This is a genomic window from Hymenobacter sp. (genome assembly GCF_036388155.1).
GTDB lineage: Bacteria > Bacteroidota > Bacteroidia > Cytophagales > Hymenobacteraceae > Hymenobacter.
The window spans coordinates 1-22,831 of the sequence record NZ_DASVSI010000142.1 but is presented as its reverse complement, the minus strand read 5'-3'; the positions used below and the strand labels follow the sequence as shown (position 1 = coordinate 22,831).

General features: G+C 63.6%; 11 protein-coding genes and 1 pseudogene. 4 read left to right on the top strand and 8 right to left on the bottom strand.

Annotated features, from left to right (window positions below):
• Positions 1 to 197: 197 nt before the first annotated feature.
• The 8 genes from VF629_RS19935 to VF629_RS19900 all read right to left on the bottom strand — a co-directional run bounded on the left by VF629_RS19935 (position 198) and on the right by VF629_RS19900 (position 17,347).
• Positions 198 to 2,345, bottom strand: coding sequence for a hypothetical protein (locus VF629_RS19935; protein ID WP_331060266.1), 2,148 nt, complete (start codon positions 2,343 to 2,345; stop codon positions 198 to 200).
• A 112-nt stretch (positions 2,346 to 2,457) separates the two neighbouring features.
• The gene (locus VF629_RS19930) at positions 2,458 to 4,191 is read right to left on the bottom strand and encodes a hypothetical protein (protein ID WP_331060265.1); all 1,734 of its coding nucleotides are present in this window, start codon (positions 4,189 to 4,191) and stop codon (positions 2,458 to 2,460) included.
• 60 nt (positions 4,192 to 4,251) lie between these two features.
• Positions 4,252 to 5,955, bottom strand: a complete 1,704-nt coding sequence (locus VF629_RS19925) for a DUF4450 domain-containing protein (protein WP_331060264.1) — start codon at positions 5,953 to 5,955, stop codon at positions 4,252 to 4,254.
• 104 nt (positions 5,956 to 6,059) lie between these two features.
• Positions 6,060 to 9,074, bottom strand: coding sequence for a glycoside hydrolase family 2 protein (locus tag VF629_RS19920; RefSeq protein ID WP_331060263.1), 3,015 nt, complete (start codon positions 9,072 to 9,074; stop codon positions 6,060 to 6,062).
• Between the two features lie 306 nt (positions 9,075 to 9,380).
• Positions 9,381 to 10,943, bottom strand: a complete 1,563-nt coding sequence (locus VF629_RS19915; protein ID WP_331060262.1) for a RagB/SusD family nutrient uptake outer membrane protein — start codon at positions 10,941 to 10,943, stop codon at positions 9,381 to 9,383.
• 157 nt (positions 10,944 to 11,100) lie between these two features.
• Entirely contained in the window at positions 11,101 to 14,313 is a 3,213-nt protein-coding gene (locus VF629_RS19910) for a TonB-dependent receptor (protein WP_331060261.1), read from the bottom strand.
• Positions 14,314 to 14,665: 352 nt separating this feature from the next.
• Positions 14,666 to 16,174 carry a sialate O-acetylesterase gene (locus VF629_RS19905; RefSeq protein WP_331060260.1) on the bottom strand — a complete coding sequence of 503 codons (1,509 nt, stop codon included), beginning with the start codon at positions 16,172 to 16,174 and terminating at the stop codon, positions 14,666 to 14,668.
• A gap of 87 nt (positions 16,175 to 16,261) precedes the next feature.
• Positions 16,262 to 17,347, bottom strand: a complete 1,086-nt coding sequence (locus VF629_RS19900) for a glycoside hydrolase family protein (RefSeq protein WP_331060259.1) — start codon at positions 17,345 to 17,347, stop codon at positions 16,262 to 16,264.
• A gap of 386 nt (positions 17,348 to 17,733) precedes the next feature.
• On the opposite strand from VF629_RS19900, the gene VF629_RS19895 reads away from it, so the two are divergent.
• The 4 genes and pseudogenes from VF629_RS19895 (at position 17,734) to VF629_RS19880 (ending at position 22,727) form a co-directional block, all read left to right on the top strand.
• Complete coding sequence (locus VF629_RS19895; protein ID WP_331060258.1) at positions 17,734 to 19,071, top strand: rhamnogalacturonan acetylesterase; 1,338 nt, start codon at positions 17,734 to 17,736, stop codon at positions 19,069 to 19,071.
• 141 nt (positions 19,072 to 19,212) lie between these two features.
• Positions 19,213 to 21,263: pseudogene (locus VF629_RS19890) on the top strand (glycoside hydrolase family 95 protein); the annotation flags it as partial.
• A gap of 54 nt (positions 21,264 to 21,317) precedes the next feature.
• Complete coding sequence (locus tag VF629_RS25830; protein ID WP_414653909.1) at positions 21,318 to 21,629, top strand: glycoside hydrolase family 95-like protein; 312 nt, start codon at positions 21,318 to 21,320, stop codon at positions 21,627 to 21,629.
• 147 nt (positions 21,630 to 21,776) lie between these two features.
• On the top strand, positions 21,777 to 22,727 hold the full coding sequence (locus VF629_RS19880) for a glycoside hydrolase family 43 protein (RefSeq protein WP_331060255.1): 951 nt from the start codon (positions 21,777 to 21,779) through the stop codon (positions 22,725 to 22,727).
• Positions 22,728 to 22,831: the final 104 nt, after the last annotated feature.

The following is a 22,831-nucleotide window of genomic DNA, read 5'->3' as shown; positions in this document are numbered from 1 at the left end:
CGCGGACTTTTAGTCCGCGAGTAGCAGGCATATCAACTCGCGGACTAAAAGTCCGCGCTACAGCACATTGACCTCAGAGTTGGTCCAATTCATTCGACTGGTTTACCATTGAGGTAGAGATGCTTCGACTGCGCGGACGCCAGATGAGCATGACGTTCCTCCTTTAATATATATTAGGCTTAGCGGCTGAATTGCCGCTACGGCATTTTCTGCAGGCCTTCCCACTTCACGTTCCAGCCTTTGGGGATGCCGGGGTTGGCTTCTTTGCAGCCGTCGTAGCCGGCGCACATGAGGGCCACGGCCGCGAGCAGGCCGCCGTTGCCGGGCAGGTAGATGGGCAGTCGGTCTTCCTGGTAGTTGTGGCCGCTGGGCAAGTAGGTGTTTTTTTGCACCTTCATTAGCAGGGCGTCCACGGCGCGGTCGGGCAGGCCGAGGCGGGTGGCCGTCATGGACGTCATGGGGAAGTCCCAGCCCCAGGTTTTGTCCCAGCTCCAGTCCTTCCAAATCAGGTCGAAGGTGCGGCGCATGGTGGCGGCGTCCTGCTGGCCGGTGGCGGGCATCACGCCCAGGGCGGCCAGCACGGAGGGGTGGTCGGTTTTAAATTCGGGGTTGGTGTAGGAATCGGGCGCGCTTTCGGTGGCCAGGTACACGCCGTTGGCTTGCGGCAGCTTCGAGAGTTTGGCCACCACTTTGTCCCACTTGGCGTTGCGCGGCAGGCCCTGGCGGGTGCGCCACTCCTGGGCCGTTTTCAGCGCCCAATTCCAATACACCAGCTCGAAGGTGGGATTGAATGTCTCCTCGGCCTTGAACCGCTCCTGGGCCGGAATGACACCCTTGCCGAGGATGTAGCGGTCCTTGTCCTTCTCATAAAACGGGTACGAGGCCATGAATTCGGCCGTGGCGTTCACCCGGTCCTGGTACAGTTTAAGGGTGGCGGCGTCGGGGTGGGCGCGGTAGGCTTCCTCGGCGAAATAGATGAAGTGCGGCTGCTGCCAAATCAGAAACGCACCAACCGACGACGGGCCTTCCTGGCCCCAGGGGTCGGTCATTTTTTGCCAGCGCACGCCCTCGTAGCCCTGGCGCTGGGCAATGCCGCGGGCCACGGCGCGCACGTCGGGCCGGGCGTACCAGGTGAGGCTGCGTTCGAGCAGCACGGGGCGGCCCCACAGCGCAAAATGCGCCGAGTGCCACCAGTGCATTTCGAGGTGTGGGCGGCCGTACCAGCTGTTCAGCACGAGGCCGGTTTCCTGGGGCGGCTGCGAGCCGGCGCCCTGCAGCTTGGTGAGGTATTGCGAGAGCACCACGCGGCGCTCCAGTTCCTTGGCGCGCGGGTCGGCGGTGCCGCCAAAATCCACGGCCGCGCCGCTGCGCCAGAACGCGGGCCACTGCCGCTGGCTGCTGGCACGCGTGGCAGCAAATGTGGGCACGGCCGCCGCTTGGGCTCGCGGCGAAAACCGGCAGCTGAACTCCAGCACAGTGCCCTGCTTGCCCGGCGTAAGCACAAACTCGTGCGGCTGGCCGGGCGCCAGTGTGGCGGCCTGCTGCCAGCTCAGGGCGGCCACGTATTTGGTGGTATCAAGCTGATGCAGCAGCACGGCGCTGTTCTTCTGAGGCTTCGTGATGCTCGACTGATGCTGGTTTTCCTTGCCGTAAAAGGTGCCCATGTCGGACCAGCCAGCTGTGGGAAACGGGAAGCGCAGGGCCACTTTCAAGCGCCCGCTTTTCAGCAATTCCGACTCCACGCGCACGGCCACGGCGTCCTGGGTTTGGTGGCCCACCGTGACGACCTGCACCGGCGTGCCCTCCACCGTAAACCGGCTGCTCAGCTCCCCGGTCCAGGGATTCAGCTCCTGCCGGATGCCGCGCAGGTCGCGGATGGTGGCCGGCTGGCCGTTCTTTTTCAGCAGCACAAAGCCGAGGTTGCCGAGCTGCAGACGGTGCGGGTTTTCGCGGAAATAATCGACGGCTTCCTTGTTGCCGGGCTCCTTGCGCTGCACCGCGTAGCCCACCTTGCGCCCGTTGAGGTCCACCTCGCGGATGGCCGACCCAAACTTGAAATTCTTGGCGTTCGGAAAGCTGTGCCAGCCCCACTCCGACTGCGTGCCCAGCGGCACGCCTTTCTCGTAGTAAGCCGGAAAAGTCTGCAGGCCCGTCACGTCGGCCGTGAAGGCAAATTTGCCGTTGCCCACCGACAGCGAAGCCAGCGTATCGGTGCTGGTAAGCACGACCTTGTGCCGCTCCACCACCACCTGCCGATTGATAGGCGCCTGCTGGGCTTGGGCTGAAATGACTAGGAGAAGTAGGAGCGCCAGACGGATGACCTCACCCCCCGGCCCCCTCTCCAAAAGAGAGGGGGAGCCTGACAATTTTCGAAATTCGTTTTTCAACATTGTATCTATTTTCTAGTTTTTCGCTTGGCTCCCCCTCTCTTTTGGAGAGGGGGCCGGGGGGTGAGGTTCAACGCGCCAACGTCACGCTCATCAATCCAATAACGACGTCGTTGGCCAGGGCCCGTACGGTGAGGCTGCGCAGTTTTTTCTTGGGGTTGAGGGGCAAGTCAAGCACCGTGGCCGCGCCGCCGTCGATGGCCCGGGTGCTGAAGCCTTTGATGGACGTGTACTGGTTGAATTCGCGGGTGATGAGGCCGGTTTTGAGGTGCACACGCAAGGGCTGGGGGGCACCGGTTTGGAAGGCGAAGCCGTCGTTGAGGTAGTCCTGCTCGATGGGCCACCAGTTTTCGGGGTTGCGCAGGGGCAGCGCGTCGGTGGTGCCGTCGGTGTAGGTCACCACCACTTCGCCGTTCACCAGTTGGCTTTGCATGGGGTTGGTTGAGCCGGCCATAAGCAAGTAGGCGTGGGTGGCGCGGCCGGCCAGCGGGACGGTGGCGCGGTCGGCATAGTTGTCCCACTGCGACACAAACAGCACGTTTTTCGACCCGGCGGCCCCAGGCGTGCGCAGCGGCACCCCGGCGGGCAGCTTCAGCTCATTCTTCGCGTCGGCCAACTGGCGCAGGCCCGCATCGTCAATCACGGCTTGCGTGAGCGGGTAGCACCAGTTGCCGATGCCCTGCGTGGGCAGTTGCAGCGTGGGCCCCAGCGGGCGCGGCGAGCGGTATTCGTTCTGAAAGATGCGCGTCACCTGGTCGTTGAAATGGCAGCTCAAGTCCACCCTTTCCCACTTCGCCGCAGCCGGTGCAGCGACTTGGGGCGCGGCTACCGGGCGGGGGACGTTGATGGCCAGCGGCTCCCACCACGTCAGGCCGCCTTGCCGCAGCTGCACGAAAGCCGTGCGGCCGCCCGCCTCTCCGGCGACTTGGGCCGTTAGCTCATTGGTGGTTGTTTTGGGCTGGCGAAGCACCTGCTGCGGGTCAAACACTTTGCTGATTGCAGCGTGGGCAAAACGAGTGCTCAAGGCGGCATTGGGCACGTATTGCGCTTTGGTGGTGGCGGTGTCCGGAGCGTCGCCATGCCACTGGATTTCGACCACGTATTTGGCGGTCGGCTCGCTGCTTATTTCGATAATTGGTCGTCCCACCGCGGTGTCAACATTGCGCCATTGCACGGGTTTGCCGTTCACCGTTACGGTAGTCTCGCCGGTGGTGCGAGCCTGCACTTGAAGCTGCAGGCGCAAGGGTTTAGCGAAGGTGGGCGTGATGGTGTAGGTGTCGCGCGAACCCTGGCGGCGGAAGTCGAATGCCACGTCCGGGATGGTCAGGGCCGCCTCGTTCCAGTCCTGCGGCAAGCCGGGCCGGATGCGCAGCGTGCCGTGCAGGGCGTCGGGCACGATGCCGAATAGGCCCTCCACCAGCGAGCGGCTGGCCATACCGATGGGGTCGGCAAAGTCGCGGTACAGCTCGCCGCGGTAGGTGTCGTAGAACGAAACCTGCTGGAAATTGCCCGGACTGCTGCCCAGGTACATGCTTTCGAGCAGGGCGCTTTTCCAGAGGTGGAAAGCTTCTTCGGGACGGCCGGCCTGCCAGCTGGCGAGCGTGGTGTGCAGCACCTCGGCCATGGCCACGTTGTTCAACGACCAATCGTAGGGCTGCCAATTGGTGGTCGAAAGCAGGTAATAGCCCGCATCGAGCAGCCCTACGGCTCGCACCGGAATGTGCGGAATCTCGACATCGACGTAGCGCAGCGCCTGGTAGGCCTGGAAGGCGTCGGGCACTTCCGAATCGAGGGCGTGGTACACGGTCCAGAGGCCGGCGCTGGGGTGCAGCTGCTTCAGGCCCAGCGCGTCCTGAAATTCGGCTTACCAGCCTTTGCCGTGCATCCACAGGCGGGCGTTCAGAGCTTGGTGAATCTTGGCGGCTTCCTGGCGGTAGGGCTCCGCGTTTTCGCCCAGCAGCTGCGCCAGCTCGGCGGCTTTCTTGTTGGAGAAGTAGTTGTAGGCCGAAGAATGGGTGACGCCTCCCCCGCTGTACTGCAGCGCGTCGGAGGCCCAAATGGCGGCGTAAGCATCGTAAAGGCCGTCCTGGTCGCGGTCGAAGTTGCGCTTTTCCCAAGCCAGGTGGCGCTGGAGCACTGGCCAGATTTCGCGGGCCAAGGCCAGGTCGCCAGTCCAGTTGAAGTGGCGCAGCAGCTCGTCGATGAACACAAGGTTCATGTCGTAGTGGTGCGGGCGGAAGTCGCCGTTAGGGTTGCGGCTGATGTAGCCGCTGCTGAACACGGCGGTACCCAGCTTCTCGAGGTGGCGGGCCAAGTGCAGGGTGGTGTCCATCACCAGCGGGCCGGTTTCGGGGCTAGTAAGCTGCGACTTGGCATAGGCGCGGAAATGCATGGCGGCGCGGTCGTGCCAGCCCAGCGGGTCGGCGGTGTAGGCGCCGCGCCAGCCGTTGAGGCGCATGCGCCAGGCAATGGCCCCGTGCATGTAGGAAGGCGCCTCCCAAATGGCGTCCGAAGCCACCGCCAGCGCCCCGCCCAGCGTGTTGATGTAGGGGTCGGGCGTGCTCACTTTGATGCGGTTGGCCAAGGCTTGCCGAGCCGTCTCCGCGCGAACAAAGGCAGCGGGCAGGGCTGCGTAAGTCAGCGCACTGGCCGGTTTCGGCACTTGCACCGCGAAGTACAAGTCCTCCCCTGCCCTGACTTTAACAGCACCCGCCACCACCGGCGTAGCCGACACTTTTGAGGCCCAAAGCTGCTGTGGGCTCTCTTGTTGCGTGGCATCGGCTACGTGCATTTCGCCGGCCGGGGGCGCCATGCCCACCAGCGTTTTAGGTGCGAGAGGCGGCCCTACGGCGGTGGCTGGCGTGGCTTCTTTCACGCCTAGGTTGCGATAAAGGTCTGGCGGAGCGGCAGCGGGCTGGCCGTAGGTGAGCGTGAAGGCGTTTTTCTTCAGCGCAAACGCGTTGTTTCGGCAGTATTCCGGCTTGAGGTAAAAGCTGGATTCCGGGTCGGCGCCGATGTCGCCGTCGCGGCTGAATTTCTTGCCTGTGGCGCCACCAAAGGCCCACATCAGCTGCACCTTATTAGCCGGCACGTTTTCAAACCGTGCTTTCACCAGCACGCCCTCGGCGTCAGCCATGGCCAGCACTTCTAGGTGCAGCCGGCCGGCTCCCAGCAGCGGGTCGGTGATGTCGTAGAGCATGGCGCCAGGCCGGTAGCGGGCCGTGATGTTGGCCGCATTTATCAGCCACTTGCTTTGGCCATTGGCCACTAGGCCGAACTTCAAGTTACCGCCCATGCCGGGCAGGTAGAGTGCAAACTCCGGCAAGTCGCCCGCCTCTACCCGGAAGCCGGTGTTGGTGCCGTACAGGGACCGCGTGAAGCGCTTGTTGCCGTTGGTGATGACGAAATCAGTGCCCTCGGGACGGTAGCGCATTTGGCGCTGCTGCCCGTGCCATACCGGCGGCGCGGTTTGCGCTGAGCTGATGACGGCTACCAGTGAAAGCAGCAGAACGAGCAGCCCCGCAAACTTCACCCCTGGCCCCTCTCCCGCGGAGAGGGGTGCGTTCAACGATTCGGGACAGGCACCCCTCTCTGCGGGAGAGGGGCCGGGGGTGAGGTTTCGCCGGGCGAGATGCTTCGCTGCGCTCTGCATGACGTGCTGGTTTTGCTGCATTATTGGGCGGGTGTGCCCGTTGCTTTTTCGTATACCTCCACCTCAATCAGGCCGAGGGTACCGGGTGAGCCGGCCTTGTCGGTGGCAGCAGTGGCTACTTTCGGGGCTTCCAGCTCCGTGATGTTGAAGGCGTCTTGGGAATTGGTGGTGCCTTCCAGCTCAATGCGAACCGTCTGGCCGGTGCGCGGGGCAAACTTGGCGGTGTAGTAGCCCAGGCTGCGCTCGGTGGTGCCCTTGAATACTTCCTGGCCGTCCACCAAAATGCGTAGCGGGTACTGGCTGGTGCGCCAGCCGGTGAGTTTCATGGCTACCTGGCTGATGGGCGCTGGCCGGGCCAGGGCAAATTCAATCCAGGGTTGCGCGTCCTTCTTCTCACTAATCCATTCCGATAACTCGTTGTCATCGAAGCTGAAGGCAGCATTGGCGGCGTTGGAGTTCGTCGTTACCGATTTGATGGGCACCGTCAGGCGCGAGGCGGTGAACGACGGGCTGGCAGGCGTCGGCCCGCGCTTGAGGCTCACCGGTAAGTCGGTACCGGGCAGCTGGGTGGCCAAGCCGTTCTGCACCGTCACGGGTTGAGATTTAAGGATTACCGTAGCGGCTTTCAGGCCCTCGCTGCTGGCCTTCACGGCAATGTTGCCCGCCGTGGTGGTCGTGCGAATCAGCACGCGGTTTACGCCACCTTCCACGGGCAGGCTCTTGACCAGGATGTAGTTGTCGGGGCCCTGGGCGATGCCGCCGCGCCACTCCGCGGGCCCGCTGAGGGTGAAGTTGACCATGTTGAGAGCCGTGGGGCAGCGGCGGCCTTGGGCATCGACCGCTTCTAGTTGCACCAGGGCGAGGTCGGTGCCGTCGGCGCGCAAGCCGGCGGGGCTGGTAATGGGCGTGAGGCGCAGGGCCACGGCGGGGCCGGCGGTTTGATGCGTGGCTTCGCTGGCCTTTTTGCCGGTGGCGTCGTAGCTCACGGCGCGCAGAGTGCCGGGCTGCCAGGCCACGTTTTTGAAGGTGAAGAGGAAGCGGTGGCTTTGCTGGCCCCTGCCCAAGGACTTGCCGTTGAGAAACAGCTCCACTTTCTCCCCATTCGAAACCACCGTCACGTCCTTGGTCACGCCGGCCTTGTAGTTCCAGTGGCCGATGATGTGCGTGCGGGCCTTTTCGGGGTCCACCCAGCCGTCCCACATTACCTGGTGGGCATAGAACCCGTCCTTGGCAATGCGCAGGGCGTCGACCTCGCCGCTGCGGCGGTAGTTTTCCTCGCCGCGGTAGTGAGTGTTGGTGTCAGAGAAAACGATGTTGACGCCGCCGGCGCTGCTGCGGGTGCCGGTGCCGGGCCGCTCGTGCCAGTAGTCGTACCAGCGGATGACGTTTTCGCGGGCGTGGGTGTCCTGGTTGCGGTTGTACTCGGCGGCGGGGGCGTTTTTGTAGGGCGGGCCAGCGCCGTCTTTGTGGTAGGGCGGCGAAAACTCGTCCCAGTACTTGCGCAGGCCTTCGTCGCGCGAGTACTCCATGGCCCACAGCGGCTTGCCGGCGCTCTTGTTGATGTAGAGCATCTCGCCACCGTACTCGGCCACTGGAATGTCCAGCATCTCGCGCGAGCCGATGGCGCGGCCGCCGTGCGGGTCGTACTGGTCCCGAATGGCCTTCAATTCCTGCATGTGCTCAGCGCTGATGCTCTCGTTGCCGCCCTCGTAGAAAATGATGCTGGGGTTGTTGCGGTTGTACACAATGGCGTCGCGCATCAGGGCCAGGCGCTGGTTCCAGCGGGGGCCGGTCACGTCTTTTTCGGCGTCGCCGGCGGGCATGGCCTGGGGCAAGCCTACCCGGTCGCAGCTCTCAATGTCCTGTTTCCAGGGCGTCACGTGCATCCAGCGCACCATGTTGCCGCCGCTTTCCACCATCAGGCCGTTGCTGAAGTCCGAGAGCCAGGCCGGCACGCCCAGGCCCACGGCGGGCCACTCGTTGCTGGTGCGCTGGGCGTAACCGTGCACCATCATCACCCGGCCGTTGAGCTTGATAAGGCCATTGGCGAATTCGGTTTTGCGGAAGCCGGTGCGGGTTTTCACCTCGTCCACGGGCTTTTTATCGACCAGCAAGCGGGTGCTCACGGTGTACAAGTAGCCATAGCCCCAACTCCAGAACTTTAGGCCCGTGAGCTTGGCGCGGGCCTGCACCGTTTTGGTTTCTCCCGGGGCTAGGGTGGTTTCGGGGCCGCGCAGGGTACCGATGAGCTTGCCGTCCTTGTCGGCCACGGTGGCTTCGTAGGCGAAGGTGCGGGCCGCCGCGCCGTCGTTCTTCACCTGCGACTCAGCTACCACAGTGGCCCGGCCGCCGGCCACGTCAAAGTCCTGGGCGTAGACGTATACGCCAGTAGTGCCCAGGGTCGAGAACAGCGGCAGCGTCTGGTGCAGCGGGTTCATCACGTGCAGGTACACGTTTTTGGGGATGCCGCCGTAGTTGGCGTTGAAGTTGCGGTTGCTCCACTGGTAGGCGAGGCCGCTGGCTTTTTCCTTGTAGTCCCAGTCGTTGTCGGTACGCACGGCCAGCACGTTGTCCTCGGGTGCGGGCTTAAGAAACGGTGTCAGGTCGAAGCCCACGGCCATTACGCCGTTTTCGTGCAGGCCCAGGCGCTGGCCGTTCAGGTAAAACTCGCCGGCCTGGCGCACGCCCTCAAACTCGATAAATACCCGCTGCCCCGCCGCACCCGCTGGCAACCAGAAGTGCTTGCGGTACCAGGCCACGCCGGTACTCAGGTCCTTGATGTCTTTCCGGAAAGCTTCGTCCTCGTTCCAGGCGTAGGGCAAGGTCACGGCCTTCCACTTGGCGTCGTCGAAGCCGGTGGTTTCGGCACCCGCGGGGTCGCTCACCAGCACCCGCCAGCCGGGGTTGAAGTTGTACTTCTGGCGGCCGGTCGCGGGGTCAGCGGCCCAGGCGGTACTCAGGCTCCACAGCAGCGCTAGCGGCAGCCAGACGTGCCGCCGTGCTTTCGTGAACAAGAAAAATGCAGGAATCAGCATGACGCGGGGAAGAGAGGGTCCGAACCAAAAGAACTTGCCCCGGCAGTGCCAACCGTCCTGTACTGTGCGGTGCGCCACCCGGTCCGACGCCAGCGGCGTCGAACCGGGTGGCGCCAACCAGCCACACCGTTTCGGTGAGCACTGGTCGGACGCCGCTGGCGTCGGGCCGGGTGGCGCAGCTGCGCTCGGCTTTGGCCCGGCCAGCGCAAAGCAGGCAGCACCAAAACCGGGCGCACCGGACAAGCAAACGTTAAGAGAAAGGGGTCAAAGGCGTACCCTATCAACTCCTCACTTTTCACTTTCACCTTATTTATAACCGTCGTTTTGCTCGTACAGGCCGGGGGCCGAACTCAGCTCCGTTTGCGGCACGGGGTACAGCAGCAGCTCGGCCGGAATGGGCCGCAGAATGCGGTTGTTGGGCGGTGGCGCGTCTTCGCGCGCGGCCCAGGCGTTCATGGTCGTCAGCGCCAGGCCCGAGCGCATGAGGTCGTTCCAGCGCAGGTTTTCGCCGGAAAACTCGCGGCGGCGCTCCTCCATCAGGCTTTCCAGCGTGAGGGTGGTGAGGGCCGGCTGGCCGGCGCGGGTGCGCAGGGGGGTGAGCCGGGCGGCCGCGCTGGCGGGTGTGCCGCCCACGCCGCGCACCTCGCACTCGGCCTTCATCAGCAGCACGTCGGCGTAGCGCATCACAATAAAATTGGTGGCCCAGTCGGTGCGGTTGCTGCCTTTGCCGGCCACGTTCAGGTACTTCTTGTAGAAGGGGCGGGTATCGGTGGTGCCGGCGTTGGTGTAGCCCTGCTGGATGGTCGCGGCGCGGCGGGTGTCGTTGGCGGCGTACGCCGCGTTATTCAGGTCGTTGGAGCAGGGCTTGATTTCCACCGACCCCGCCGAAAAAGGCAACGCCAGCAACGTGGGCGCCGTGTAGTAGGCGTCGGGCACCACCACGTTCATGAACGACGAGCCCAGCGTGCCCAAGCCGTTGGCGATGTACTGAATGTCGAACAGCACCTCCGGGTTGTTTTCGTTGGTGGGCGAAGAAATGTTGGCGTACGAGGCTTGCAGGGCGTAAGGGGCCGAAACGGGCGTGCCGCTGCGATTGATGAGCTCGTCGAGCAACACGTTGGCTTTGTCGTACTCGTTGCTGCCCAAACCGGGGCCCTTGATGCCGTACGTGGGGCCCGACTTGGTGAGGTACACCAGCGCGAGCAGGCCTTTGGCGGCGCCGTTCGTGACCCGGCCCACGCCGGCGGCGGCGCCCACGCCCGTACCGGTGTAGGCCGCGGGCAGGCTGGCGATGGCCGTGCGCAAGTCGGACTCAATCAGGGCGTACACCGCCGGCACCTCGCTGCGCGGAATTTTGGCCACTTCCTGCGGAATGAGCGGCTTTTCAATCACGGGCACCCGGCCAAACTTGCGCACCAGGTCGAAGTACGCGAAGGCGCGAATGAACTTGGCTTCGCCTTCGTAGCGCGCCCGCAACGAGCCCGCGACGGCCCCGTTCTGGGCCAGCTGGTCGAGCAGGGTGTTGGCCCGGAAGATGGTCGAGTAGCCCGACGCCCAGGCGTCGGCCACGTAGGGGTTGACGACGAGCAGCGCGGCCGAGAAGTTGTTGACCGGGTCCCAGTCGCGCGAGCCAATCGAGCTCACGGCGTAAATGTTGTCGGACCGCAGCTCCGAGAGGATGACTTCCCGGTCGGGGTAGCCGCGCAGCGAGTTGTACACGGCCGACATGGCCTGGTCGAAATCGGCCGCCGTTTTGTAGAAGTCCGGCACCGAGCCGTTCGAAATCGGGGTTTGCTCCAGGTCCTTTTCGCAGCCACCCAGCGCGACCAGCGCACCGGCCAGGGACAAGCAAAGAATTATCTTTTTCATGGGATTTTTTTGAAAAGGAAAGCTTATTTCAAACCGCCCTGCTGCGCTTGTCGAAGCAGCTCGCTCGGGTCACTAACTCAACGAAGCGGGAGGGATGCTTCGCCTGCGCGGACGCCAGATGAGCAGGACGGTTCTTTGTCGCTTTATCCATGCCTGATTAAAAAGTGAGGTTGAGGCCGAGCACCAGGGTTTTGGCCAGCGGCAAGCCGCCGTAGTCCGAGCCCGAGATGAAGGTGCCGGTGTTGCCGGTGTTCAGGGCGTCGGGGTTGAGGCCGCCGTAGTACTCGTCCCAGCCAAACCAGTTTTCGGCCGTCACGTACACGCGGGCGCCCTGCGCGATGCGCTTGTCGACGAGCAGGCCCAGGTCGTAGCCCAGCGTGATGGTGCGCACCCGGTAGTAGTCCGACGAGTACAGCCAGTCGGTGTTGCGGATAAAGCCGAAGCTGCCCGTGGCTTTGCCCTTCACCCCCGCGCCGGGGTTCTCGGCCGAGAACCACCGGTCGCGGGCGCGGCCCAAGTTGTTTTCCTTGTAGCCCAGGCTGGTGCGGTCGATGGCGCGGCCCAGCGTCGAGTAGATGGAGCCGCCGTACTGGCCTTGCACCAGGAAGCTCAGGTCGAAGCCCTTGTAGCGCAGCGTGTTGGTGATGCCCGCGGTATAGGTCGGGTTGGGGTTGCCCACCACCTGGCGGTCGTTCACGTCAATCTTGCCGTCGTTGTTGAAGTCCACGTACTTGGCGTCGCCGGCCGTTTGGTTGCCGAAGCGGGCCACGCCCCGGTCGATGTCGGACTGGCTGAGGATGCCGTCCTGCTTCACCACGAAGATGCTGTACACGGGCAGGCCCACTTTCAGGATGTTGCTGGGCGTATCGAGCCCGTTGGGCACTTCGATGGTCGCGTCGCCGGGGCCCAAGTGCACCACCCGGTTTTCGTTGTGGCTCAGGTTGAAGGAGGTGGTCCAGGACAGGGCCCCCTCCAGGTTGCGGGTGTTCAGCTCCACTTCCCAGCCCGTGTTGCGCACCTCGCCAATGTTTTCCAGGTTGGTGCCGAAACCCGCGGCCGTAAGCACGGGCACGTTCAGCAGCAGGTCGAGGCTGTTTTTGGTGTAGTAGTCGAACGAGGCGGTGATGCGGTTTTTGAACACGCCGAAATCCACGCCGAAGTCCACGGTGCGGTTGCGCTCCCATTTCAGCTGCGAGTTGCCCACTTTGTTGGGGGCTTGGCCGGGGGCGATGAGGCCGCCGAAGGTGTAGTTGTTCACGCCCAGCGTGGCAATGCTGCTGTAGTCCCCGATGGTGTTGTTGCCGGAGTAGCCCAGGCTGGCGCGCAGCTTCAGGTCGCTGAGGAAGCTGGCTTGTTGCAGGAACGGCTCCTGCGAAATGCGCCAGCCCGCCGACACGGCCGGGAACACGCCGGCGCGGTCCTCGAAGCCGAAGCGCGACGACGCATCGCGCCGCACGCTGGCCGAAAGCAGGTACTTGCCGTCGTAGGAATACTGCAAGCGGCCGAAGTACGACAGCAGCACGCTCTGCGACGCGGTCGGGCCGGGGGTCGAGATGGCCACGGCGCCGTTCAGCGTGCGCACGGTGCTGTTCACAAAGCCGCCCACCGACGACGCGCTGTTGTTGTCCAGCCGGGCGAAATTGTAAGACTGGCCCGCCAGCAGCAAGAAATCGTGCTTGCCCAAGACTTTGTTGTACGTGGCCGTGTTTTCGTTCACGAAGGTCTGGCGGCGGTAGGTGCCGTACGAGCCGTTGGCCAGCGACGTGCTCAGGTTGCGCGTGGGCGGCTGGTAAGCCGTGGAGGTCGACTCGTTGTTGTCGAAGTTCAGCGTGGAGCGCAGCCGCAGGCCGGCAATGGGCTGGTATTCGCCAAACACGGTGCCCAGCGTGCGGTAGTTGCGGGTGTCGCCTTCGTAGGCGTTAATCACCGCAATGGGGCTGGCGGGGCTCACGCCCCAGCGGTAGGCTTCGTTTTTGCCGTAGGCCGTGTTGAGGCCGGCCGAGTCTTCCACAATCGGCGTTTGGGAGAGCAGCTGGTGAAAGCGGTTGTCTTTGCCCTCAATGCCGGGGTCTTTCGAAACGGAGTACGTCGGGTTGATGCTGAGGCCAAACTTGAGCTTGTCGCTGGCCTTCACTTTCACGTTGGCACGGGCCGTGAAGCGCTGATACCCCAAGCCCAGCGCGAAGCCCTGCTGGTCGTTGTAATTGCCCGATACGTAGTAGTTCACGTTGTCGGTGGCACCGGAGGCGCTCACCTGGTAGTTCTGGCTGATGCCCGTGCGGTACAGCTCGTCCTGCCAGTCCACGTAGGTCAGGCCCGGGTGGCCCGGCAGGGCCCAGCGGTCGTCCAGCATCAGGTCAGAGTTCACGTTGTTGCCCGTGAGGCCCAGAATTTGGCGGCGCTGGGCCGTGGTTTGGTCGGCCGTGCGCGGCGTGGCACCCGGCGTGGTCGGCGTCGACCGCACCCAGTTGTTGTTGATGATTTCGGTGGCGCGGGCGGCCCACTCCTCGCCGCTCAGCAGGTCGAGCTTTTTCGCCGCGCGCGAGCCCCCCACATAGGAGTTGACGCTGATTTGGGGCTTGCCCGAGCGGCCGCGCTTGGTGGTGATGAGCACCACGCCGTTGGCCGCCCGCGAGCCGTAGATGGCCGCCGCTGCCGCGTCCTTCAACACCTCAATCTTCTCAATGTCGTTGGGGTTGATGTTGTCGAGCGGGTTGCCGCTGCCGAAGCGGCCGTTGGCGCTGGCGCCCACGGTTTCGAGCGGGAAGCCGTCGATGACGTACAGCGGCTCGTTGCCGGCCGAGATGGAGCCCGCCCCCCGCACCTGGATGCTGAACGGCCGGCCGGGCACGCCCGACGTCTGCTTCACCTGCACGCCGGCCAACTGGCCCACCAGCGCCTGGTCGACGCGGGCAATGGGCCTTTCTTCCAGCTTGCGGGCGTCGAAGGTGGCAATGGCGCTGGTCACGTCGGCGCGCTTCTGGGTGCCGTAGCCCACCACCACCACTTCTTCCAGGGCCTTGGTGTCGTCGGCCATCTTGATGGTGAAGCTCTGGGGCCCAGTGAACGGCCGCTCCTGCGTGGCAAAGCCGATGAAGCTAAACACCAAGGTGCCGGGGGTTTCGGGCACCGAGAGGGTGAACGAGCCGTCGGCGTTGCTGGTGGTGCCCAGGGTGGTGCCCTTCACTACGACGGTTACGCCGGGCAGGCCTTCGCCGTTGGGCGAGGTCACCTTGCCCGTCAATTGCCAGTCGGCCACTACGTGCCGAACCGGGGGCGCGGCCGCGGCCATCGCGCCGGGCCCCGCTAGCAGGAGCATTGGCAAGCACGCCGCCAGGCGGAAGCATTGCCAGGTGTAAGACTTTTTCATAGGGAAAAGAGTGGGTGAGATTTTGATTAAAAGGCAGAGCAATGGGAGCGAGAGGTTACCAATATTATGGGCCCGTTACCCCCCTACTCTCCTGTAGACTACTGCTTAAGGTCTCCAGCGCAGAATTTTTTAGTCCCACTATTTCTCGGCTACGTCCTACCCTTCTGCTTGCCGCCAGCCCACCAATTCGCCCCTATCCGCCGGGCTCACTAGCCCCCGCCTCCACTAAGGAATTGGCTGAACTGGCCAAAACGGAGCAACGCCGCCCACTCGATGAGCAAGCGGCGTTGGGCGGGGATTAGCGGCTGGCAGGCACGGGGCATGAGTGTACTCTCCTGCTCCGGAGCTTAGGTCAGTTTTTGCCCTGAGTGGGCGTGCACCACTGGTCGGTGCGGAAGGGCGAAGCCGGCAGTCCGGCTGCGTTGAACAGGTTGGGCATGGGCGACTTGCCCCAACCGAAGCGCACGGCCACGGGCTGCGGCACGTCGGGGCTGCTCACCACCACGACGCGCCCCTCAATGCGGGCCTGCGCGGGCCGAAACACGCTGTCCGGGCCGGCAATGGTGAATTCGCGCAGGGCGCCTTCGCGGGCTTGCAGGCCGTCGGCGTGGTCGAAGGTGAGGCGGACTTCGCGGCCGTTCGCCTGCATGGCCTTGTAGAGCGGGCCCGAGTACTCCAGCTTTTTCTCGCCGTAAGTGTTGGCCCGGGCCCATAGGGCCAGCCGGTGGCCCACGGTGAGCTTGTCGCGCGGGTGAATGTCGAGCGAGTCGCCCACGTCGGTGGTCACGGCCATCCCGGTGTGGGGCACGGTTTGCAGCGTGAGCAGCTGGGCTTCGCGGATTTCGGGGTTCTGGCCCTTGTGCGGGGCAATCTGGACGAAGTAGAACGGTAGGGTGGGCTGCCAGTCCTGGCGCCAGTTGGCTATCATCGCCGGGAACAGGGTGCGGTACTGGTAGGCCCGCTCAGCGTTGCTTTCGCCCTGGTACCAGATTACGCCGCGCAGCGTGTAGGGCTGCAGGCCGCGAATCATGCCGTTGTAGAGCTTGGCGGGCGACTTGTTGCTGGTGGCGCTCAGCGGCTCTTCGGGCTTGGGACGGGTGCTCTGGGGATTGGTGGCTTTTTCGCTTTTCCAGGCGGCCAGGGCGGTTTCGTAAGCGGGGCGCTGGGTCAGGCCGGCCTCGTAGCGCGTGAGGATGGAGCGCAGCGTGGGGGTGCTTTCCAGCACGTCCTGGCGCGTCCACGACTCGGCCGGAGTGCCGCCCCAGGACGAGTGGATGAGCCCCACCGGCACGCCCAGCTTCTGGTGAAGCTCTAGGCCGAAGAAGTAGGCCACGGCCGAAAAGTCGCCTACCGTTTCGGGGCTGCACACGGCCCAGCTGCCTTGCACGTCGCGCTGCGGGGCATCGGCCACTTTCTGCGTCACGGTGAACATGCGGATGGCGGGGTACTTGGTTTGGGCAATGACTTCGGCGGCGTTGCGCAGGCCCGTGCGCCAGCCCTCGCGCTTGGCCACCGGGAAGTTCATGTTCGACTGCCCGCTGCACAGCCACACCTCACCCAGTAGCACGTTGTTGATGGTGTGCTTGCTTTGGCCTTCAATGACAATGGTGTAGGGTCCGCCGGCTTTGCCCGTAGGCACGCGCACCAGCCAGTTGCCTTGCGCATCAGCGGTGGCTTTTTGCGTCCCCTTTTGCCAGCTCGCGCTTACCGTGACGGCCTCGCCGGGCGCGGCCCAGCCCCAGAGCGCCACGGTGGTCTTCTGCTGCAGCACCATGTTGTCGGTCAGCAGTGCGGGCAGCGCGATGTCGGCGCGGGTGAGGCGCGGCAGGAAAAGCAGGAGTACTAGGAAGTAGCGGAGCATGTGGGGGAAGTAGCGCGGACTTTTAGTCCGCGAGTTGAATGGCAGTATGTGTGCGGAGCAAGTATCGGCGCGGACTAAAAGTCCGCGCTACATGACCTTCAGGATGAACGAGGAGGCCGTCATGGCTGCGCCTCCTTGGGAGGCACAAAACAGGTACTCCGGCCTGCCGTTGCGCAGCAGCAGCTGCGGCCGTTCGAGGCGGCCGTAGCGCTTAAGCTTGGGCGGCGCGGGCGGTTGCTGCACGCCGTAGTCGCGGATGGGCAAGTAGGCTATTTTGGGGAAGCTCCACGCCTTGCCGTCCTCCGACTCAAGGTAGAGGCCGACTTCCTGGTTGTACACGCCCATGTCGCGGGCCAGCATCAGGAATTTGCCGTGCTGCCGCCACACAAAGGCGTCTTCAAACTGCTTGTTGTTGCCCTGCTTGGAGAAGTCGATGACGGGGTTGCCGTCGAATTTCACGTAAGGCCCTTCCAGCTTGTCGGCCACCGCGAGGCCGTATTTGCGGTTGCCGCGAATTTCCTTGCCCTTGGCGTCCTCGTATTCCTTGGTATTCCACGACTTGTAGTAGAGCCAGTACTGCCCGTTGGGGTGCTTGATGAAGGCGGGGTTGGTGGTGCAGTGGTCGTCCCAGGCATCAGGGGGGCCGGGAAGCAGCAGCGGCTGGTCGGGGCGCGTCCAGGGGCCTTCGAGGGTGGGCGCGGTGGCCAGGCCGATGCGCTTGGTGTCGGTTTTGCCGTTGGCGTTGCCCATGAAAAACAGGCAACACTGACCGTCCACGAACTGAATGCTCGGGTTGTGGCAGGTGGTGGCGTCCCAGTGGCCGGGGCCGCGCGGCGCCAGCACGGTTTCCACGAAAGCATAAGGGCCTTCGGGCTTGTCGGCCACGGCATGGCAGATTTCGGAGCCGTTTATCCACCCGCCCATGCCCTTCTGGGCGTTCCAGCGCGAGAAGAAAACGTGCACCCGGCCATCGGGCCCGTAGATGGGCGAGTTGCACCACAAGTAGTAATCGGGCAACTCCAGCGCCCGGCCCACCGGCCGCAGGTGCTTGCTGAATTTAGAATAGCTGCTGCGCGGAAAATCAATCAGGCGCGCACTCGAAAAGCCCGCCCACGCCCGGGCGAACGGCGCCAAAACCAGACCAGTCAGAAAGGTGCGGCGGGCAAGCGGCATGGTGATTGAGTGGAAGAACAAAACAGCGGGCACTAAGAAACTTTCCGAAAAGCCCAGTAAAAGCCTGTCCTGCTGAGCGCAGCCGCAGCATCTCTCCCGCGAGAGTAACTACTTACTACTGCGGGAGAGATGCTGCGGCTGCGCTCAGCAGGACGGCTCCGTTTGTCAATTGACCATTGTGAAAACGGTGTAAATATTACGACCACCGCAAGTAAGCCGGCGCCCCAACACGCACTCTCCTGTACTTTGGGGTTCCCCGCGGGTAAGGCAGCACCGGTCCTCGCGGCCCACGGCCCTTACCCGACAAGCATGACAGTACAGGGAAGCACCCGCTGAAGCTGCCGGTACTTTTAAAACCAAAAGCTGCTTTTATCCTACCCGACCACATGAAACAAACGTTCCTTGCCGCCGCATTAGCGGTTTCTTGTCCCACGCTGACCGCGCAGGCACAGCCTGCGAAGGGGGCGGCCCTCAAGTTTGATTTTGGGCCCGGCAAAGCGGCGCCCGGCTACAAGCAGGTGCTGCCCACGGCGGCCTACTCCGCCGCCGCGGGCTTTGGCTTTGACTTCGGCACCGCCGTTACGGGCACCGACCTCGGCGGCAAGGACGCCCTGAAAGGCGACTTCGTGGCCAGCGACAAGCCCTTCTACTTCTCCGCCGATGTGCCCGAGGGCAACTACAACGTGACGGTGACCATGGGCGACCTCAAGGGCGCTTCCTCCAGCAGCCTGCGGGCCGAATCGCGCCGCTTGCTGCAGCAAAAAACGGAAACCGCGCCCGGCAAATTCTTCACCCAAACCTTCACCGTCAACGTCAAAAGCCGGGAAATATCGCCCGGCACCGAAGTCCAGCTCAAGCCCCGCGAGCTCACCAAGCTGGACTGGGACAACAAGCTCACGTTGGAGTTCAACGGCTCCCGCACCTGCCTCAGCGCCGTGGAAATAAGCCCGGCGCCGGCCTCGACCGTAACCGTTTTCTTGGCCGGCAACTCCACGGTAGTCAACCAGGAGGAAGAACCCTGGGCCTCCTGGGGCCAGATGATTCCGCGCTTCTTCAAGCCCGGCGTGGCCATTGCCAACCACGCCGAATCGGGCCTGAGCTTGGGTAGTTTCCTGGGTTCGAAACGACTGGACAAAGTACTGAGCGTGATGAAGCCCGGCGACTACCTGTTCGTCGAGTTCGGCCACAACGACCAGAAGGAAAAAGGCCCCAACGACGGCGCCTACAACTCCTACACCGAAAGGATGCGGCTTTTCGTGCAGGAAACCAAGAAAAAAGGCGGCATCCCGGTCATCCTGACGTCCACCAGCCGGCGCAGCTTCGGGCCCGATGGCAAAATCAGCAACAGCCTCGGCGACTACCCCGCCGCCGCCCGCAAAGTGGCCCAGGAAGAAGGCGTGGCCCTGATTGACCTCACCGCCATGACCATGCAGCTCTACGAAGCCATCGGGGTCGAAGAGTCGAAAAAAGCCTTCGTGCACTACCCCGCCAACACCTACCCCGGCCAAACCCAGGACCTGGCCGACAACACCCACTTCAACCCCTACGGCGCCTTCGAAATCGCCAAGTGCGTGGTCGAAGGCATCAAGGCCAACAAGCTGGGCCTGGTGAAATTCCTGCGCAACGACACCCCCGCCTTCGACCCCACCAAGCCCGACGCCCTAGCCAATTGGAACTGGCCCGAAAGCCCCCGCGCCGCCATCGCGAAGCCGGACGGCAACTAGGCCGAAAGCATCCTCAAGCCCGTCATGCAGAGCGCAGCGAAGCATCTCGCCCGCCACCAGTAACCAGTTACTACCACACGCGAGATGCTTCGCTGCGCTCTGCATGACGGCCTTTGAAGTCCTTCCAAGAATTCCCACAGAATGAAATCATCGCTCCTACTTTTCCTCCTGCTCCTGAGCCTGCAACCGGCCCTCGCGCAGCAGAAAACCGCCTATACGCTGTGGTACGACCAGCCCGCCAAAGTCTGGGAAGAGGCCCTGCCGCTGGGCAACGGCCGTCTGGGCGCCATGGCATTTGGGCGCCCGGCCGAGGAGCTCATTCAGCTGAACGAGGCCACGCTGTGGACCGGCGGCCCCGCCAACCCAAACCCCAACCCGGAAGCCTTCAGCCACTTGGCCGAAGTGCGTCGCCTGCTTTTTGCGGGTGATAATGGCGCGGCCGTGAAGCTCATGCGCCAGATGCAGGGCCCCAACACCAACGCCTACCAGCCCCTCGGCGACCTTATTCTGCGCCAGCCGATGAGCGGCCAGCCCACTAACTACTACCACGACCTCAACATCGCCGACGCCACCTCCACCACCCGCTTCACGGTGGACGGCGTGGACTACACCCGCGAAATGTTCGTGACCGCGCCGGGGCAAGTGGTGGTCATCCGCCTCACGGCCAGCAAGAAAAAGGCGTTGAATTTCAGCATTTCTGTCAAAAACCAGCTGGAGTTTTCCAGGGCCACAGAAGGCACGAAAGAGTTGGTGCTGCGCGGCAAGGCCCGCATCAACTCCGACGAACGCCGGGCCATAAAAGCCATCGTGTATAAGGACGACCAGAACTGCAACGGCATGCGCTACCAAGTGCGCGTTCGGGTGGCAAAAACCGACGGACAGGTGCGCGCCGACAGCATCCTGCACGTGAGCGGGGCCAGCGAAGTGCTCCTGCTCGTGTCGGGCGCCACCAGCTTCAACGGCTACGACAAGTGTCCCGACAAAGACGGCAAGGACGAAACCAAGGAAGCCCTGCGCTACCTGAGCGCCGTACAGGGCCAGAGCTTCAAGCAGCTGAAGGCCGACCACGTGAAGGACTACCGGCAGTATTTCAACCGGGTAAATTTCACCCTCGACGGCGCCGTGCCCCCCAACCTGCCCACCGACCAGCGCCTGAAAGCCCACAAAGCCGGCCGGCCCGACCCCGCGCTGGAGCTGCTGTATTTCAACTTTGGGCGCTACCTGCTCATTTCCAGCTCGCGCCCCGGCGGCCCGGCCGCCAACCTGCAGGGCATCTGGAACCAGCAGATTCGGCCGCCATGGCGCAGCAACTACACCACCAACATCAACCTACAGATGAACTACTGGCCCGCCGAGGCCTGCAACCTACCCGAGATGCAGGAGCCGCTGCGGGCGCACGTCACGCGCCTGGCCAAAAACGGCACCGCCACGGCCACCAACTACTACAAAGCCCGCGGCTGGGCCGTGCACCACAACTCCGACATCTGGGCCCAAACCAACCCCGTAGGCGAAGGCAGCGGTGACCCCAAATGGGCCAATTGGAGCCTGGGCAGCCCCTGGCTCTCGCAGCACCTCTACGAGCACTACCGCTTCACCAACGACCGGGCCTACCTGCGCAACGAGGCCTACCCGCTGATGCGCAGCGCGGCTGAATTCTGCCTCGATTGGCTGGTGGAGAAGGACGGCTACCTGGTGACGGCACCTTCTACCTCGCCCGAAAACAGCTACCTCCTGCCCAACGGCAGCAAGGAAGTCGTAACCATCGCCTCGACCATGGACATGTCCATCATCCGGGATTTGTTCGGCAACCTCATCGAGGCCGACTCGATTTTGGGCATCGACGCCGACTTCGCCAAGCTGCTGAAGCAGAAGCGCGCCCAGCTCTACCCGCTGCACATCGGCCAGGCCGGCAACCTGCAGGAATGGTACGGCGACTGGCCCGACGTGGACCCGCAGCACCGGCAGTGTCGCAGCTGTTTGGCCTGCACCCCGGCCGCGAAATCTCACCCCTGCTCGCCCCCAAATACGCCGCGGCCGCCCGCAAAACCCTGGAGGTGCGCGGCGACGAAGGCACCGGCTGGAGCAAGGCCTGGAAAATCAACTTCTGGGCCCGCCTGCTCGACGGCAACCACGCCTACAAAATGTACCAGGAGTTGCTGAAAGTCTCGACTCTCAACAACCTCTTCGACACCCACCCGCCCTTCCAGATTGACGGCAACTTCGGCGCCACCGCGGGCATCACGGAAATGCTGCTGCAAAGCCAGCTCTCGGACGTGCACCTGCTGGCGGCCTTGCCGGCGGCCTGGCGCACCGGCCACGTGTCGGGCCTGGTAGCCCGCGGCGGCTTCGTGGTCGACATGGACTGGCGCGACGGCAAGCTGACCAAAGCGCGCGTGTTGTCTCGCACCGGTGCCCCGCTGCGGCTGCGCACCAACCAGCCCGTGCAGGTGAAAGACGTGGCGGCAACCACGACCACCAGCCAGGTGTACGACCAGACCCAGTACGTTACCTCATTCCCAACCAAGGCGGGTAAAACCTATGAAATTGTGGCCCAGTAATGCTCATCATTCACAGTCCACCCGTCATGCAGCGCGCAGCGAAGCATGACGGGTGGACTGTGACTCAGTCGTGAAGTCGAGGCCACGCGAGATGCTGCGCTGCGCGCTGCATGACGGTCTAATATTTAATCTGTTCCATCCTTAGCAATGAAAAATAGTCTTTGCGCATTCCTGCTGCTTACTCTCACTACCTGCCTCACACAGGCCCAAAACCCGACAGGACTTAAGAAAAACGAAGCCCTTGTTTTCTGCTACTTCAAAGGCAACGGGCAGGACGGCCTGCACCTGGCCAGCAGCCGCGACGGCTACACGTGGAAGGCCCTGAAGCGCGACAGCACCTTCCTGCGGCCCACCGTGGCCAAGGACAAGCTCATGCGCGACCCCTGCATCATTCGCGGGCAGGACGGGCTGTTTCACATGGTCTGGACGGTGAGCTGGCAGGACAAGGGCATCGGCTATGCCAACTCTAAAGACCTTATTCACTGGTCGGAGCAGCAGTTTTTGCCGGTGATGGCGCACGAGGCCGGCGCCCGCAACACCTGGGCCCCGGAAATCACCTACGACCCCGGCACTAAGACCTACCTCATTTACTGGGCGAGCACCATCACCGGCAAATTCCCGGAAACCCAGAGCACGGCGGACAGCGGCTACAACCACCGCATCTACGCCACCAGCACCCGGGACTTCAACACCTACACGCCCACCACGCTGCTCTACGAGCCCGGCTTCAACGTCATCGACGCCAGCATTCAGCCCGATGGCAAGCGCTACGTCATGTTCCTGAAAGACGAAACCCGCGAACCGGCCCAAAAGAACCTGCGCGTGGCGTTCAGCGACAAGCTGGCCGGCCCGTATGGCAAAGCTTCGGCGCCCATCACGGGCAACTACTGGGCCGAGGGGCCCACGGCCCTCAAGCTGGGCAAAGACTGGCTGGTGTATTTCGACAAGTACCGCGACCACAAGTACGGCGCCATCAAATCATCCGATTTGACGACCTGGACCGACGTTTCCGACCAAATCAGCGTGCCGGCGGGCTTGCGCCACGGCACCATTTTCCGCGTTTCGGCCAAGGAGCTGCAGCTGCTGGAGCAGCAATAGCCGCTGCGGAAGTTGCCAGCAGGGTTCGGTAGGCACGGATAAGCATCCTCTCCCCGTCAGGAACAGCCTTCGGAAAATGGAGCGGGCCGAGCCAGTAGGGCGGA